Below are 14,865 nucleotides of genomic sequence, written 5' to 3' on the forward strand. Positions count from 1 at the left end.
GCCCATCGTCACCGGACCTTCAACGTCGCAAGCCCGATCAGCGCAAGGATCAGCGAGATGATCCAGAACCGGATCACGATCTGCGGCTCGGCCCAGCCCTTCTTTTCGAAATGGTGGTGGATCGGCGCCATCAGGAAGACGCGTTTTCCCGTCCGCTTGAAATAGGCAACCTGGATGATGACGCTCAGCGCCTCCACCACGAACAGCCCGCCCACGATGGCCAGCACGATCTCGTGCTTGGTGCAGACCGCAATCGCCCCCAAGGCCCCGCCCAGGGCCAGCGATCCGGTATCCCCCATGAACACCGCCGCCGGCGGCGCGTTATACCACAGGAACCCCATACCGCCGCCAAACAGCGCCGCGCAGAAGATCAAAAGCTCCCCCGTACCGGGCACGAAATGCACGCCCAGATAATCGGTGTAATTGGCGTTCCCCACCACATAGGCGATCACGCCGAAGGTGCCTGCCGCGATCATCACCGGCATGATGGCCAACCCATCCAGACCATCGGTCAGGTTCACCGCATTGGCCGCCCCCACGATGACCACCATCCCGAAGGGAATGAAGAACCACCACAGGTTCAACAGCAGGTCCTTGAAGAAGGGGAAGGCCAGCTGATTGGTCAGCGGACCGGGATGAAAACTTGACGCCGCATAGGTCGCCAGCGCCGCGATCACCAGCCCCGCGCCGAACCGCACCCGCCCCGGCACGCCCTTGGTGTTCTGCTTCGTGACCTTGGCATAGTCATCGGCAAAGCCGATCAACCCGAAGGCCAGCGTCACCAGAAGGACGATCCAGACATAGGGGTTATCCAACCGCGCCCAAAGCAGCGTCGAAACCACCAGCGCCGACAGGATCAAAAGGCCCCCCATCGTCGGCGTCCCCGCCTTGGCGAAATGGCCCGCAGGGCCATCATCGCGAATAGGCTGGCCTTTCTTCTGTTTCCTGCGCAGCAGGTCGATCAGGGGCCGCCCAAAGACGAAGCCGAAGATCAGCGCCGTCAGGAACGCCCCCCCGGCCCGCACCGTCTGATAGCGGAACAGGTTGAAGATATCGCCCCCGTCGGAAAAGGCGGTCAGCCAGTAGAACATTACTCGGTCCCCTCGTTCTTCGGCGCCCCCGCCTGCCCCAGTTTGCGCAAGCCGTCAACAACCAGACTCACCTTGGACCCTTTCGATCCCTTCACCAGCACGATATCCCCGGCATCGATCAAGGACCGCGCCCTTGCCGCCAATTCACCTGCCGTTTCGACCCATTCGCCCCGCTGCGCGCGCGGCAACGCCTGCCACAGCGCGCGCATGCGCGGCCCCACGCAATGGATCAGCGCAACCTTTTCCAACCCTGGATGCCGCGCAATCGCCGCATGCAGCGCCGCCTCTTGCGGCCCCAGTTCCAGCATATCGCCCAGAACCGCGATCCGCCGCCCCGTCGCCAGCCGCCCGATCCCGTTCTCGGGCTCTGCCGCGATCAGCACATCCAGCGCCGCCGCCATGCTGGCAGGATTGGCGTTGAAGGCATCGTCAAACAGATCGAACCCCGTATCCTCCAGCGTATCCATCACGATCCGCTCACGCGTTCCGCGCCCCGCAGGCGGGGACCAGCGCCCGATGTCACAGGCCGCAATCGCCGGATCGCAGCCCAAAGCCTCGGCCACCGCCAGCGCGCCAAGGGCATTGGCCGCGAAATGCCGCCCCGGCGACAGCACCTTGAAAAGGATCGGCTCCCCCCGCCGCATGGCGCGCACCACCGTCGCCCCATCCGATAGGCTGACCGAAAGGATGCGCCACTCCGCCCCCTCCACTGCGCCGAACATCACCGCCCGCAGGCCCAGCGCTTCGGCCTTGGCGCGCAGGATCGGTGCAGTGTCGATATCGGCATTCAGAACCGCCACCCCGCCCGCCCGCAGCCCGTCAAGGATCGACGCCTTCTCGCGCGCGATGCCTTCCACGCTGTCAAAGGCCTCAAGATGCGCAGGTGCGACCGTTGTGATCATCGCCACATCCAGATCGGCCATCCGCGCCAAGGGCGCGATCTCACCGGGATGGTTCATCCCGATCTCGATCACCGCGAACTCCGTCTCTTCCGGCATCCGCGCCAGCGTCAGGGGCACGCCCCAATGGTTGTTGTAGCTCGCCTCTGCCGCATGCACGCGCCCCTGCCCACCCAAAACCGCGCGCAGCATCTCTTTCGTCGATGTCTTGCCGACCGATCCGGTGATCCCCACGACTCGCGCCTTGGTCCGCGCCCGCGCCGCCCGCCCCAGATCCTCCAGCGCGCGCAGCACATCCGGCACGATCAGCAGCGGCGCATCCTCGGCCACCCCCTCAGGGATACGCGACACCAAGGCCGCCGCCGCCCCCTTGGCCAGCGCGGCTGCCACGAAATCATGCCCGTCGCGCAGATCCTTCAAGGCAACGAACAGTTCTCCCGCCCGCAAGGTCCGCGTGTCGATCGACACGCCCGTTGCGGCAAAGGGCCTCGTCGCCCGCCCCCCGGTTGCCCTTGCCGCATCCTCGGACCGCCACAACACCATCAGATCACCCCGTCCAGCGCCGCCACAGCGATGCTTGCCTGTTCCACATCATCAAAGGGATAGACATCGCCCTTGATGATCTGCCCTGTCTCATGCCCCTTGCCCGCGATCAGCAGCGCGTCGCCCGGACCCAAAGCATCCACCGCGCGCAAGATGGCCTCGGCCCGGTCGCCCACCTCATTGGCATCGGGACAGGCGGCCATGATCTCGGCCCGGATGGCAGCCGGTTCCTCGCTGCGCGGATTGTCATCCGTCACGTAAAGCACATCGGCGAAGTCTTTCGCCGCCGCCCCCATCAGGGGTCGCTTGCCCCGGTCCCGGTCGCCGCCTGCGCCAAACACGATCACGATCCGCCCCATCACATGCGGGCGCAGCGCCCTGAGCGCCGTCGCAATCGCATCCGGCGTATGGGCGTAATCCACGAAAACCGCCGCGCCATTGGCCCGCGTCGCGGCCAATTGCATCCGCCCCCGCACCCCCGTCAGGCGGCCCAGCACCCCGAAAACCGCCGCAGGCTCTTCCCCCGCCGCAATGGCAAGCCCTGCGGCCAGCGCCACATTCTCTGCCTGAAACCCGCCGATCAGCGCCAGCTTCACCTGATGCGCCTGCAGGCCCTGCCAGACAAACCGCACCTCTTGCCCCACAGCCTCGGCCCGTTGCCCCGTAATGCGCAGATCGCAGCCCGCGCCATGACCCACGGTCAGCACCCTCTGCCCCCGCGCCCGCGCCACCTCGGCCATTCGCGCGCCACTGGGGTCGTTCATATTGACGACCGCCACCGCATCATCCGGCAGCACGCGGCCGAACAGCTCTGCCTTGGCCGCGAAATAGGCCTCCATCGTGCCGTGGTAATCCAGATGATCCTGCGTGAAATTGGTGAACCCCGCCGCCACCAGCCGCACGCCATCCATCCGGCGCTGGTCCAGCCCGTGCGACGATGCCTCCATCGCCGCATGGGTCACCCCCGCTGCCGCCGCCTGCGCCAGCATCGCATGCAGCGTGATGGCATCCGGCGTGGTGTGCGATGACGGCGCAGACCACGCCCCCTCGACCCCCGTCGTCCCGATATTGATCGCCTCATGGCCCAGCGCCGCCCAGATCTGCCGGGTAAAGGTCGCGACCGATGTCTTGCCATTGGTCCCCGTGACGGCAACCATCACCCCCGGCTGCGCCCCAAACCACAGCGCCGCCGCCCCCGAAAGGGCCGCCCGCGCATCTTCGGCCACCACCAGCGCCACGTCCGATCCGGCCAACACATCGCCCGCCAGCCGCGCGCCTTCCGCATCCGTCAGGATCGCCACCGCCCCGGACCTCAAGGCCACCTCGACAAAGGCCGCGCCATGCACCCGCGCGCCGGGCAACGCCGCAAAGAGAAAGCCGGGCTTCACCGCCCGGCTATCCACCGTCACGCCCGCGATCATCGGGTCCGCCCCGGCCCGCGCCGTAAGGCCGAGTTCCGACAATTTCCGCACCCCGGCCATCTCCGCGCCCCCGCCTCAGTTCGAGACGGCTGTTAGCTCATCCACCGGAGGGGGTTCAACCACCGGTCGAAGGCCCATAAGCGGCGCGACGCGACGGATGATCTCGCCCGCCACCGGCACCGCCGTCCAGCCCGCCGTGCGGCGCGGCTCGCTCCCCGATGTCTCCACCGGCTCATCCAGCGTGACGACCAGCACATATTTCGGATCATTCGCGGGAAAGAGGCTTGCGAAAGTGTTCACCACCTTGTCGGTGTCATAGCCGCCCTGCGCATTGGGCTTTTCCGCCGTCCCGGTCTTGCCCGCCACCTGATAGCCCGGCACATCGCCCAGCGTGGCCGTCCCATGTTCCACCACGCTGCGCAGCATGCCGATGGAATCCCGCGCCGTCTCTTCGGTCATCACGCGCGGCCCGTTCTGCGGCACGCCCCCATGCAACAGCGTCGGCGTCACCTTCACCCCGCCATTGGCAATCGCCGCATAGGCCACCGCCAGATGCATCGGGCTGGCCGAAATCCCATGGCCATAGCTTGTCGTGATCGTCGTGATATCCGGCCAGCGCTTCGGAACGATGGGCCGCGCACCGGGCGCCTCGACCAATTCGATGGTCGTCGGTTCGAAAAAGCCCAGCGATTGGAAGAATGCCGCCTGCCGTTCCGCCCCGATCATCAGCGCAAGGTTCGCTGTCCCCACATTCGATGATTTCGCGATCACATCCTCAACCGACAGAAGGGGGCCGTAATTCTTGTTCTGAAATTCCTTGATGGTGAACCGGCCCCAGCGTTTGGGGGCATTGGCATCCACCATCGTGTCCTTCTCCACCAGCCCAAGGTCCAAGGCATTGGCCACGGTGAATATCTTGAAGGTCGATCCCAGCTCATACACCCCCTGCACCGCACGGTTGAACAAGGGGCTATCCCCCGGATCGCCCTTCACAAGCGGATTGGGCCGATCATTCGGATCAAAGGCCGGAAGCGAGGCCAAGGACAAAATCTCCCCCGTCCGCACATCCATCAGGATCGCCGCCGCGCCCTTGGCGTTCAGCATGGTCTTGCCCGTGCCCAGCACCTCTTCGATCGTCGCCTGAAGCGTCAGGTCGATCGACAATTCCAAAGGCGTGCCCGATTGCCCCGGATCGCGCAGCCGCGCATCCAGCGCCTTTTCGATCCCCGCCGTCCCGATCACCTCGGCACTGGAAACCCCCTCGGCCCCGAAACTCGCCCCGCCCAACACATGCGCCGCCAATTGCCCATTGGGATAAAGCCGCATCTCGCGCGGCCCGAACAAAAGGCCCGGATCGCCGATCTCATGCACCCGCTGCATCTGTTCCGGGCTCATCACGCGCCGGATCCACAGGAAGGACCGCCCATCCGTCAGCCGCCGCTCCAGCGCGACAGGGTCGATCTCGGGGAAAATCCGCGCCAATTCCCGCGCCACGCGGGCGGGATCGACCATGTCCTTCGGCTGCGCATAAAGCGCATAGGTCTGCATATTGGTCGCAAGAATCCGCCCGTTGCGATCCGTGATATCGGCCCGCGTCGCCACGATCTCGGCCCCTGCCGCTGCCGTGCGCGGCTCCATCGGCTCGGTCGCAGCCAAAAGGCCCATCCGCGCCCCGATGGTGGAAAAGGCCGCCAGAAACCCAAGGCTCAGGAACAAAAGCCGCACTTCTGCCCGCGCGCGGGATTTGTCGCGGATCTCCTCGTGGCGCAGGCGCAGGTTCTCGCGCTCGATCGTGTCGGGATTTTCGCCCTTCTGACGGGCGGAAAGGATACGGGCCAGCGGGCGAAGGGGCGTGCGGATCATGGGAATTGTCCGTCAACAGGGGAAGGGGCAATCTCGGCCCCGCTCAGGGGGTCTGTCTGACCGGTCACAGAAATCGGCGCATTGATATCGGGGAAACCCATCCCCGGCAGAACGGTCGGCGCCGGATAGGACACCCGCGCCGCAGCCCCAAATTGCCCAGGCTCCAAGGGCAACAGCCCCAGCCGGTCGAAATTCAGCGTGGCCAACTCGCGCAGCCGTTCGGGCCGGTTCAAATAGGCCCATTCCGCCCGCTGCAAGGTCAACGCCTCGCGCAGGGTGGCAATCTCGTTTTGCAACTGCGTCATCTCGCGCAGCGCCGCCTGCGTGGCGTAATTCTCGCGATAGGCCCAGAAAGCCAAGGCCATCACGCCAAGGAAGGACAGGACGAAAAACACCGGGCGCATCAGCGGCGTCCTTTCTTCGGTTGAAACTCGGGCAGGCCCAGCGCGGCAGGCGTGATCCGCGCCGCAGGCACCGCCGTCCGCCGCGCTACGCGCAGCTTGGCACTGCGGGCGCGCGGATTGGCGGCAAGCTCCGCCTCATCGGGGCCGACCGCCTTCTTGGTGATCATCTCGAACCGCGCCACCTGATCGGCCCGCGCCGGGGCATAGCGGTTGGCATTGGCCTCCGCGCCGCTTGCGATCTGGAAGAACCGCTTCACGATGCGATCCTCTAGGCTGTGAAACGTCACCACCGCCAGCCGCCCGCCGGGCTTCAAGGCCCGTTCGGCGGCCTGCAACCCCTCGGCCAGGCTGTCAAATTCCGTATTCACGGCAATGCGGATCGCTTGAAAGCTCCGCGTCGCCGGATGGCTCTGCCCGGGCTTCGGGCGCGGCAGGCACTTGGCCACGATCTCGGCCAGCCGCAGCGTCGTGGTGATCGGCTCCACCGCCCGCGCCTCGACAATCGCCCGCGCGATCCGGCGCGAGGCCCGCTCCTCACCGTAATGATACAGGATATCGGCCAGCAGCCCCTCCGCCGCCCCATTCACCAGATCGGCGGCACTCTCACCGGCCTGGCTCATCCGCATGTCCAAGGGCCCGTCCTTCTGAAAGGAAAACCCCCGCTCCGCCCGATCCAGCTGCATCGACGACACGCCAAGGTCCAGCACAACCCCATCCAGCGGCCCGCCCGCATGCTGATCCAGCTCTGCGAAATTCCCCGCCACCAGCCGCAGCCGGTCACCATACTCCCCCGCCCAAGACCCCGCCATCTGCAAGGCCAAGGGATCGCGGTCCACCCCTGTCACCCGCGAAGCACCTGCCTCCAGCAAGCCCCGCGCATAGCCGCCCGCGCCAAAGGTGCCGTCCAGCCAGTCGCCCTCCACCGGGGCCACCGCCGCCAGCAAGGGGCCCAGCAGAACCGGGATATGGGGGATGCGACCGATCTCCTGATCGCGGGCTTCCAAAGCTCAGACCTCCGGCGCGTCGCCGCCCAAAAGCGACAGGATGTCCATATCCGCAGGCAGCGCCGCCAGATCTTCTTCCGCCGCGCGCAGAATCTCTGCCTCATATGTCTCGGGTTTCCATATCTGGAACGTATCCAGCGCCCCGGCAAAGACCGCCTCGCCCGCATCGCTGGCAGACAGGCCCGTCTTTTCCCGCACTTTCGGCGGCAGGACGATACGCCCGTCATCATCGATTTCCACCGTGACGGACAGGGTGATGACGTTGCGCTCCAGCAGGCGGCGCTTCGGTGACCCCAAGGGAAGATTGCGGATCATCGCCTCGACGCGCTGCGCGCCCGCGACGGTATAGCATTCGGCGAATTTGCGGCGCTCGTCGCCATAGACGATCACGATGCGCTTGCGGGTGCTGTCCGGGTCTCCGGCCTCCAGAACACGGCGAAAGGCCGCCGGGATCGACACCCGCGCCTTACCGTCCACCTTCTGGGTGAACTCGCCTCTGAACGCCTCCGACATGGGCCTTCCGGCCTCCTTCGCGCAGCATCTGCCCTGCTCCGTCAGGCCCCTGCCCGGAAAACCCGGGCCCTGAAACGGAAACGGCGGATCGAGCTGCTGCCACTGCTCGATCCGCCGCCTGTCCCATCGCTGGGCGTCCAGCTACGCGCGCCACCTGGGGGAGATGTCTGCTCGCTCGCGCGCCGGATCTCTGGTTTCGATGAAGGCGGGTGCCTGTATGAAGCCTGCTTTCGCCTGTTCGGGGTCTTATGCCGCCCCTGCTTTCGTTTTGCCCGCTCTCATCGTCGTGAGACTTTAATGCCATGGGAATTTGCCCCACGCAACGGGAAAATGAGGGAGCGCTTGGGCATATCTTGTTCAAACCCCCAGCTCAATACAGCATCTGGTGCAGTTATCCACAGGGCATTGCCCATAAATTGGCTATAGGCCCTCAACGAGTAACAACATCTAGTGATTATTCGTGACCACGCCTCTTTCCCACAAAATCCCAGCTTTTTTCCACAACGCCCCAGATTATCCGAAGAATGGGCCAAGATCGGCATTGGAACGGGGGTTTTTCCGCAAAGAATGCCCCAGATTCGCCCCAGACTGGCGCAGTATGACCAGCCGATCCCACATTTTCCCATGAGGTGATTCGTCTGGAACGGCGCATCCCATGCCGTCCCATGCAGGCATTCCGCCACGCCCCGGCATCCGCCAAAGCTGCGCCCTTGCCCCTTCATCTTGGCCCAAATACGCCTCTTGCCCCGCTGGTCACGGGCGCAAGGCCGCAGAAAGGGAACGCCTTACTGCGTCACAGGATGGCAGATCGGCCGCCCCAGGGCGTCAAAGCCCGCGACCACACATTCCGACCCATCCGACAGGATCATCACGGTCCCCACGGCGATGGCCGCCGCGCGCCCCGCACCGCCCCGGCGCTTTTTCTTCTCAATCTCCTGCGGCGCGATGATCGCGGATAGGTCAGGGATCGGCGGAAGATCGATACTCATGCGGCACCCTCTGGACCGGCCCCTTCGGCAAAGGGGCTGTTTCACATCGTCAAGATGTGGGCACCACCCCGCCCGCCGTCCAGACCCCGGCGCATATTGTGCAGCCCTGCACGGTTAACCAATTTCTGGCCCCGCTCTCTGCCCGAATTTGTATGCACAGTTTGCGGCACAAAAGGCGGCACAGAACAGGGCACAGCCATTTTCGGCCAACCCCCTGCGCCGCCTCGCAAATTTACGCCATCCCGCCCGCGATCAACCCCTTGGCCAGCCGCGCATAGGCCTCTGCTTCCGGCGCATCGGTCGCGGCGATCGGCACCCCCGCATCCCCCGCCTGCCGCACCGAAAGGGCCAAGGGCAATTCGCCAAGGAAAGGCAGGCCCAGCTTCGCCGCCTCGGCCTTCACCCCGCCATGGCCAAAGATCTGCGTCTCATGCCCGCAATTGGGGCAGCAGAAGGTCGACATATTCTCGATCAGCCCCAGCACCGGCACCTTCAATTTGCTGAACATATCCAGCGCCTTGCGAGCATCCAGCAGCGCTACATCCTGCGGCGTCGACACGACCAAGGCCCCCGTCAGCTGCGTCCGCTGCGCCAGCGACAGCTGGATATCCCCCGTCCCCGGCGGCAGGTCGATGATCAGCACATCCAGCTTGCCCCAAGCCACCTGCCCCAGCAATTGCTGCAAGGCCCCCATGATCATCGGCCCGCGCCAGATGACCGCCTCATCTTCCTTCAGCATCAGCCCGATCGACATCATGGTCACGCCATGTGCTTGCAAAGGCTCGATAATCTTGCCATCGGGGCTGGCGGGGCGCTTCGACACCCCCATCATCCTTGGCTGGCTCGGCCCATAGATATCGGCATCCAAAAGACCAACCCGCCGCCCCTGCCGCGCCAGCGCCACCGCAAGGTTCGACGACACGGTGGACTTCCCAACGCCTCCCTTGCCGCTGGCCACCGCGATGATCCGGTCCACGCCCGATACCTTCTGCGGCCCGCCCTGCTGCGGTGTCGGATGCTGCCCGATCTTCAAGCTTGGCGGCGCTGCGGGTTTGGCCGCCGGCCCATGGGCTGTCATCACCACTTGCACCGCATCGACCCCCGCAAGACGCTTCACCGCCGCCTCCGCCGCCCCTGAAACAGGGCCCAGCGCCCGCGCCGCCTCCGGGCTTTCCGCTTCGATCACGAAGCGGACCACACCCCCCTCCACGGTCAAGGCGCGAATCAGATCGCGCGACACCAGATCGCCGCCACCGGGTAGGCCTACCCCGGAAAGCGCCCGCAGGATTTCCTCTTTCGTAACCGTCATGCGTTCTTCTCCTGCCCAAGGTTTCGGCAAACCTCGTCATCTTTTCGGCACACGACAAGGGCGTGTTGACCATTTGCTCAGGATTTCATCGAAACCTATGAAATTAATGACATTTCTGTGAATGCCAGCCATGCGAATGCTGCATGGCAGCATTGCAGACCGGGCCTATTGTGCAGTTGCAGCATATGCCCCATGTTTCCGTTAACAGCGCGACAGAACGTTGTCCTGAGAACAGATGTAACAAACTGAGGCTGATCGAAATGGCTTATGTCAACTCCTCCCGCGCCGCGTCCTTCTCGCTGGCTGACCGTATCTCGGGCGTCCTTGCCCTGATCAAGATGCAGATCGCCCGCCGCAGCGTTTACAACCAGACCGTCCGCGAACTGGTGCAACTTTCCGATCGCGAACTGTCCGATCTGGGCATTGCCCGGGCCGATATCCACGCCGTCGCCCATGAAGCGGCTTACGGCAAATAAGGTTTCTTGCTGAACCCCACCTCCTCCCGGGGTTCGTGGCAAAAGCGGCGGCGCTTCTCCTCCTCCCTGGCGCCGCCGCACTTTGATCCAGAAGCGATGCTCCTGCGTATGCTTCTCTGACAGATCCGAGGTCCCCCTCCTCCTCCCTGGGGACATGCGGAAAAGCGGCGATCCCCTCCTCCTCCCTGGGATCGCCGCACCCTTCTTCCGGGGCCGAATGGTCCCAACGGCGTGCGACGGGCCCTCCTCCTCCTCCCTGAGGGCCATCGGACCAGCGGCGATCCCCACCTCCTCCCGGGGATCGCCGCGACCCGCACCCCGTGCAACGGTTTCGGACCCGGCCTCTCCTCCTCCCTTGGCCGGGCCGGGAAAGCGACCGGCCTCTCCTCCTCCCTTGGCCGGGGCGCAAGAATGCGGCGGCGCCCTTCTCCCTCGGGCGTCGCCGTTTTTCATTGCAGCCCCCGCTTGCATCCCCGGCGCCCCCCGCCGATAGTCCGCGCCAATCGCTTCCTTCCGGCAGGCCCGATGCGCCCCTCCCTGATTTCCGCCGCGCTTGTCGCCGCACTTGTGGGCTACGGCTCCACCATCGCCCTCGTCCTTGCTGCCGCGCAGGCCTTGGGGGCAACGCCCGATCAGACAGCCAGCTGGGTGATGGGCGTCTGCTTTGCCAAGGCATTGGGCAGCGCGCTGCTTTCCACGTGGCACCGTGTCCCCGTCGTGCTGGCCTGGTCCACCCCCGGCGCCGCGCTTATTGCGGCCTCCTCCGGCTACGGCATGGCCGAAGGGGTCGCGGCCTTCCTGCTTGCGGGCCTTCTGATCGCGGCGACCGGCCTGATCCGCCCCCTTGGCACGTTGGTGAGCAAGATCCCCGATGGCATCGCCGCCGCCATGCTGGCAGGCGTGCTGCTACCCTTCGTCCTGAAAGGCGCAGGCGCGGCGCAGGCCGCGCCGCTGCTCGTGGCCCCGATGGTGGCGCTCTTCGTGCTTGTCCGGCTGAAAAACCCCGCCATGGCCGTGCTTGCCGCGCTGGCCGCGGGCCTTGTCACTGCCTTTGCGACAGGCGCGGCGGGTCTGCCGCCCCTGCCAAATATCCCGCCCACCCCTACCTTCATTGCGCCCGAATTCCACTGGCCCGCGCTGATCGGCCTTGGCCTGCCGCTCTACCTTGTCACCATGGCCTCGCAGAACCTGCCGGGCTTCGCCACCATGCGCGCGGCAGGGTATGAGCCGCCCGTCGCCCCCGCCCTGACCGTCACAGGCCTGATCTCGGCCGCCACCGCCCTGATCGGCGCGCATACCGTCAACATGGCCGCGATCACCGCCGCCATCTGCATGGGTGACGATGTGCATCCCGACCGGACGCAACGCTGGAAGGTGGGCCTCGCCTATGCCGGGGTCTGGATCATCCTTGGCCTGACCGGGCCCGTGGTCATCGCGATCCTAGCGGCCCTGCCGCCCGCGCTGATGACGGCGCTGGTGGCGCTGGCCCTACTCGGCCCGCTCACCGGGGCGCTGACCGGGGCCTTCGCCGCGCCGGACCAACGCTTTGCCGCCACGCTGACCTTGGCTGTCACAGGGGCGGGCGTGGCCTTTGCCGGAATCGGCGCGGCCTTCTGGGGCCTTCTGGCGGGCCTTGCCATCTGGCTGATCGAAGCCCGCAGGAAATAACGATTTCTGACACAGAAATCGCCCCGTTTTCTGCAGGCAGAAAACACCCCCCCGCGCCGCGCCTCAAACCGATTTCTGCGTGCAGAAATCGTCGCGTTTCCTGCGTCAGGAAACGCCTCCCTCAGAACGGCACCTCATCGGCATCATCCGCATCGACGACAAAGCCCGCCACGACCTTCTTGATCCCGGCCTTAGAGAAATCAATCTCCAGCTTGTCGCCCTCCAGCCCGATCACGATCCCATAGCCGAACTTGCGGTGAAACACCCGGTCACCTTCCGAAAAGGCCGATACCGCCGTCGCGTCGATCACCACCCCCCGCGCCTCGCGCGGCGTTGATACGCCCCGCGTCTGCACCCGGTCCTGCATCCGCTTCCAGCCAGGCGAGTTATAGACATCCGCCTTCGACACCCGCTCATCCATGCTGGACGACACGGCATAGGGCGCCGCCGCGCCAAAACCCCCGCCATACAGCCCCGGCGGGGTCAGCACCTCCACATGCGCTGTTGGCAATTCGTCGATGAAACGGCTAGGCAATTGGCTTTGCCACTGGCCATAGACCCGGCGGTTCGAGGCGAAGGAAATCGTGCACAATTCTTCCGCCCGTGTGATCCCCACATAGGCCAGCCGCCGCTCCTCTTCCAACCCCTTCAGCCCGCTCTCATCCATGGACCGCTGGCTGGGGAACAGCCCATCCTCCCAGCCCGGCAGAAAGACGACCGGAAACTCCAACCCCTTGGCGGCGTGCAGGGTCATGATCGATACTTTCTCGCCCGCCTCTTCCGTCTCGTTGTCCATGATCAGCGCGACGTGTTCAAGGAAGCCTTGAAGATTGTCGAACTGCTCCAACGCCTTGACCAATTCCTTCAGGTTCTCCAGACGCCCCGGCGCCTCGGGTGTCTTGTCGTTCTGCCACATCTCGGTATAGCCGGATTCCTCAAGGATCATCTCGGCCAGTTCGATATGGCTCGCCCCTTCATGCCGCGTCAGCGCATGCCAACGGTCAATCCCTTCGACAAAGGCGCGCAACTGCCCCGCGCCCTTGCCGCCAATCCCGCCCGTTGCCACCAATTCCCGCGCGCCTTCAAGCAGGGAAACCCCCGCCATTCGCGCCGTGCGCTGAATATCCGCCTGGGCCTTGTCTCCCAGCCCGCGCTTGGGAACATTTACCACCCGTTCAAAGGCCAGATCGTCCTCGGGACTCACCGCCAGCCGGAAATAGGCCATCGCATCGCGAATTTCCTGCCGCTCATAGAACCGTGGCCCCCCGATCACCCGGTAGGGCAGCCCGATCGTCAGGAAGCGGTCCTCGAAGGCCCGCATCTGGTGGCTCGCCCGCACCAGAATCGCCTGCCCGTCCAGCCCCACAGGGTCCAACCCCCGCCCGCCCCGCATCAGCGCCTCGATCTCTTCACCGATCCAGCGCGCCTCTTCCTCACCATCCCAATGGCCGATCAGGCGGACCTTCTCGCCCTCTTTCACATCGGTCCACAGCGTCTTGCCCAAACGCCCAGCATTCCCCGCGATCACGCCCGACGCAGCGGCAAGGATATGCGGCGTGGACCGATAATTCTGCTCCAGCCGCACCACATGCGCGCCGGGAAAATCCTTTTCGAACCGCAGGATGTTGCCAACCTCGGCACCGCGCCAGCCATAGATCGACTGGTCGTCATCCCCCACGCAGCAGATATTCCGATGCGCCTGCGCCAACAGCCGCAGCCAGAGGTACTGGCACACATTGGTGTCCTGATACTCATCCACCAGAATATAGCGAAACCACCGCTGATACTGCGCCAGCACGTCCGGGTGACCTTGGAAGATCACCACGCAATGCAACAAGAGGTCGCCGAAATCGCAGGCATTCAGCGTCCGCAGCCGTTCCTGATACTGGGCATAAAGCTCCGTGCCGCGATTGGCATAGCCCGATGCCTCGGACGACGGCACCCGTTCCGGCGTCAGGGCGCGGTTCTTCCAGCCGTCGATCATCCCCGCCAGCATCCGCGCGGGCCAGCGCTTCTCGTCGATATTCGCCGCCACGATCAACTGCTTCAGCAGCCGGATCTGGTCATCCGTATCCAGAATGGTGAAGTTCGACTTCAGCCCCACCAGTTCCGCATGCCGCCGCAGAATCTTGACCGACAGCGAATGGAAGGTGCCCATCCAAGGCATCCCCTCCGCCACCTCGCCCAGCATCCGCCCCACGCGCAACTTCATCTCGCGCGCGGCCTTGTTGGTAAAGGTCACGGCAAGGATTTCATTCGGCCGCGCCTTGCCCATGCGCAACAGATGCACGATCCGCGCCGTCAGCGCCTTGGTCTTGCCCGTCCCCGCCCCGGCCAGCATCAGGACAGGGCCATCCAGCGCCTCAACCGCCTCGCGCTGGGCGGGGTTCAACTCATCCAAATAGGGCGCAGGCCGCGCCGCCATCATGGCCCGCTGCGACAACGGCACCACCGCCGCCTCCAACGCCTCGTCATCATCCCATCGGTTCATGGCTGAAACCCTAGCGCCATCGGCGGCAAAGGAAAAGGTTCCGCAAATGTTCCGTCGCAACTTTTCCCATGCACCCCCGCCCACTTCGCAATAGCAAACCCACCCCTGCATATTTCGCAAAATTTGCATGTTACGCCGGTTGCCGCCCTTGCGCTGCATTGCAGCAGGCCTAGGATGGTGCCGTCTACCCCGGT

General features: G+C 65.0%; 12 protein-coding genes. 2 read left to right on the top strand and 10 right to left on the bottom strand.

Annotated features, from left to right (window positions below; translation table 11 throughout):
- Positions 1-8 precede the first annotated feature (8 nt).
- From mraY to QF092_RS07730, 9 genes are all read right to left on the bottom strand, one after another.
- Positions 9-1,091, bottom strand: a complete 1,083-nt coding sequence (gene mraY, locus QF092_RS07690; RefSeq protein WP_281469115.1) for a phospho-N-acetylmuramoyl-pentapeptide-transferase — start codon at positions 1,089-1,091, stop codon at positions 9-11.
- The gene (locus QF092_RS07695) at positions 1,091-2,536 is read right to left on the bottom strand and encodes a UDP-N-acetylmuramoyl-tripeptide--D-alanyl-D-alanine ligase (RefSeq protein WP_281469840.1); all 1,446 of its coding nucleotides are present in this window, start codon (positions 2,534-2,536) and stop codon (positions 1,091-1,093) included. Before QF092_RS07695 ends, mraY begins: the two co-directional genes overlap by 1 nt.
- Positions 2,533-4,014, bottom strand: a complete 1,482-nt coding sequence (locus QF092_RS07700; protein ID WP_420026512.1) for a UDP-N-acetylmuramoyl-L-alanyl-D-glutamate--2,6-diaminopimelate ligase — start codon at positions 4,012-4,014, stop codon at positions 2,533-2,535. Before QF092_RS07700 ends, QF092_RS07695 begins: the two co-directional genes overlap by 4 nt.
- A gap of 15 nt (positions 4,015-4,029) precedes the next feature.
- Entirely contained in the window at positions 4,030-5,817 is a 1,788-nt protein-coding gene (locus tag QF092_RS07705; RefSeq protein WP_281469117.1) for a peptidoglycan D,D-transpeptidase FtsI family protein, read from the bottom strand.
- Positions 5,814-6,221, bottom strand: coding sequence for a cell division protein FtsL (gene ftsL / locus QF092_RS07710; protein WP_281469119.1), 408 nt, complete (start codon positions 6,219-6,221; stop codon positions 5,814-5,816). Before ftsL ends, QF092_RS07705 begins: the two co-directional genes overlap by 4 nt.
- Positions 6,221-7,225: a 16S rRNA (cytosine(1402)-N(4))-methyltransferase RsmH gene (gene rsmH, locus QF092_RS07715; RefSeq protein ID WP_281469121.1), complete on the bottom strand. Its 1,005-nt coding sequence runs from the start codon at positions 7,223-7,225 to the stop codon at positions 6,221-6,223. Before rsmH ends, ftsL begins: the two co-directional genes overlap by 1 nt.
- A 3-nt stretch (positions 7,226-7,228) precedes the next feature.
- Positions 7,229-7,738: a division/cell wall cluster transcriptional repressor MraZ gene (gene mraZ / locus QF092_RS07720; protein ID WP_281469122.1), complete on the bottom strand. Its 510-nt coding sequence runs from the start codon at positions 7,736-7,738 to the stop codon at positions 7,229-7,231.
- Positions 7,739-8,523: 785 nt separating this feature from the next.
- Positions 8,524-8,727, bottom strand: coding sequence for a hypothetical protein (locus tag QF092_RS07725; protein WP_281469123.1), 204 nt, complete (start codon positions 8,725-8,727; stop codon positions 8,524-8,526).
- A 232-nt stretch (positions 8,728-8,959) separates the two neighbouring features.
- The gene (locus QF092_RS07730; RefSeq protein ID WP_281469124.1) at positions 8,960-10,036 is read right to left on the bottom strand and encodes an Mrp/NBP35 family ATP-binding protein; all 1,077 of its coding nucleotides are present in this window, start codon (positions 10,034-10,036) and stop codon (positions 8,960-8,962) included.
- Between the two features lie 260 nt (positions 10,037-10,296).
- On the opposite strand from QF092_RS07730, the gene QF092_RS07735 reads away from it, so the two are divergent.
- Positions 10,297-10,512, top strand: coding sequence for a DUF1127 domain-containing protein (locus QF092_RS07735; RefSeq protein WP_281469125.1), 216 nt, complete (start codon positions 10,297-10,299; stop codon positions 10,510-10,512).
- A gap of 525 nt (positions 10,513-11,037) precedes the next feature.
- The gene (locus QF092_RS07740; protein WP_281469126.1) at positions 11,038-12,180 is read left to right on the top strand and encodes a benzoate/H(+) symporter BenE family transporter; all 1,143 of its coding nucleotides are present in this window, start codon (positions 11,038-11,040) and stop codon (positions 12,178-12,180) included.
- 121 nt (positions 12,181-12,301) lie between these two features.
- Here QF092_RS07740 and QF092_RS07745 read toward each other — a convergent pair whose 3' ends face one another.
- A complete protein-coding gene (locus tag QF092_RS07745; protein ID WP_281469127.1) occupies positions 12,302-14,671 on the bottom strand; it encodes an ATP-dependent helicase in 2,370 nt (789 codons plus the stop codon).
- Between the last annotated feature and the right edge of the window lie 194 nt (positions 14,672-14,865).

The organism is Fuscovulum ytuae (assembly GCF_029953595.1).
In the GTDB taxonomy this organism is placed as follows: Bacteria; Pseudomonadota; Alphaproteobacteria; order Rhodobacterales; family Rhodobacteraceae; genus Paragemmobacter; species Paragemmobacter ytuae.

Coding starts and splice junctions, on each gene's coding strand:
- QF092_RS07725 (WP_281469123.1), bottom strand. CDS start 8,727: ATGAGTATCGATCTTCCGCCGATCCCTGACCTATCCGCGATCATCGCG.
- mraY (WP_281469115.1), bottom strand. CDS start 1,091: ATGTTCTACTGGCTGACCGCCTTTTCCGACGGGGGCGATATCTTCAAC.
- QF092_RS07735 (WP_281469125.1), top strand. CDS start 10,297: ATGGCTTATGTCAACTCCTCCCGCGCCGCGTCCTTCTCGCTGGCTGAC.
- mraZ (WP_281469122.1), bottom strand. CDS start 7,738: ATGTCGGAGGCGTTCAGAGGCGAGTTCACCCAGAAGGTGGACGGTAAG.
- QF092_RS07740 (WP_281469126.1), top strand. CDS start 11,038: ATGCGCCCCTCCCTGATTTCCGCCGCGCTTGTCGCCGCACTTGTGGGC.
- ftsL (WP_281469119.1), bottom strand. CDS start 6,221: ATGCGCCCGGTGTTTTTCGTCCTGTCCTTCCTTGGCGTGATGGCCTTG.
- QF092_RS07705 (WP_281469117.1), bottom strand. CDS start 5,817: ATGATCCGCACGCCCCTTCGCCCGCTGGCCCGTATCCTTTCCGCCCGT.
- QF092_RS07730 (WP_281469124.1), bottom strand. CDS start 10,036: ATGACGGTTACGAAAGAGGAAATCCTGCGGGCGCTTTCCGGGGTAGGC.
- QF092_RS07745 (WP_281469127.1), bottom strand. CDS start 14,671: ATGAACCGATGGGATGATGACGAGGCGTTGGAGGCGGCGGTGGTGCCG.
- QF092_RS07700 (WP_420026512.1), bottom strand. CDS start 4,014: ATGGCCGGGGTGCGGAAATTGTCGGAACTCGGCCTTACGGCGCGGGCC.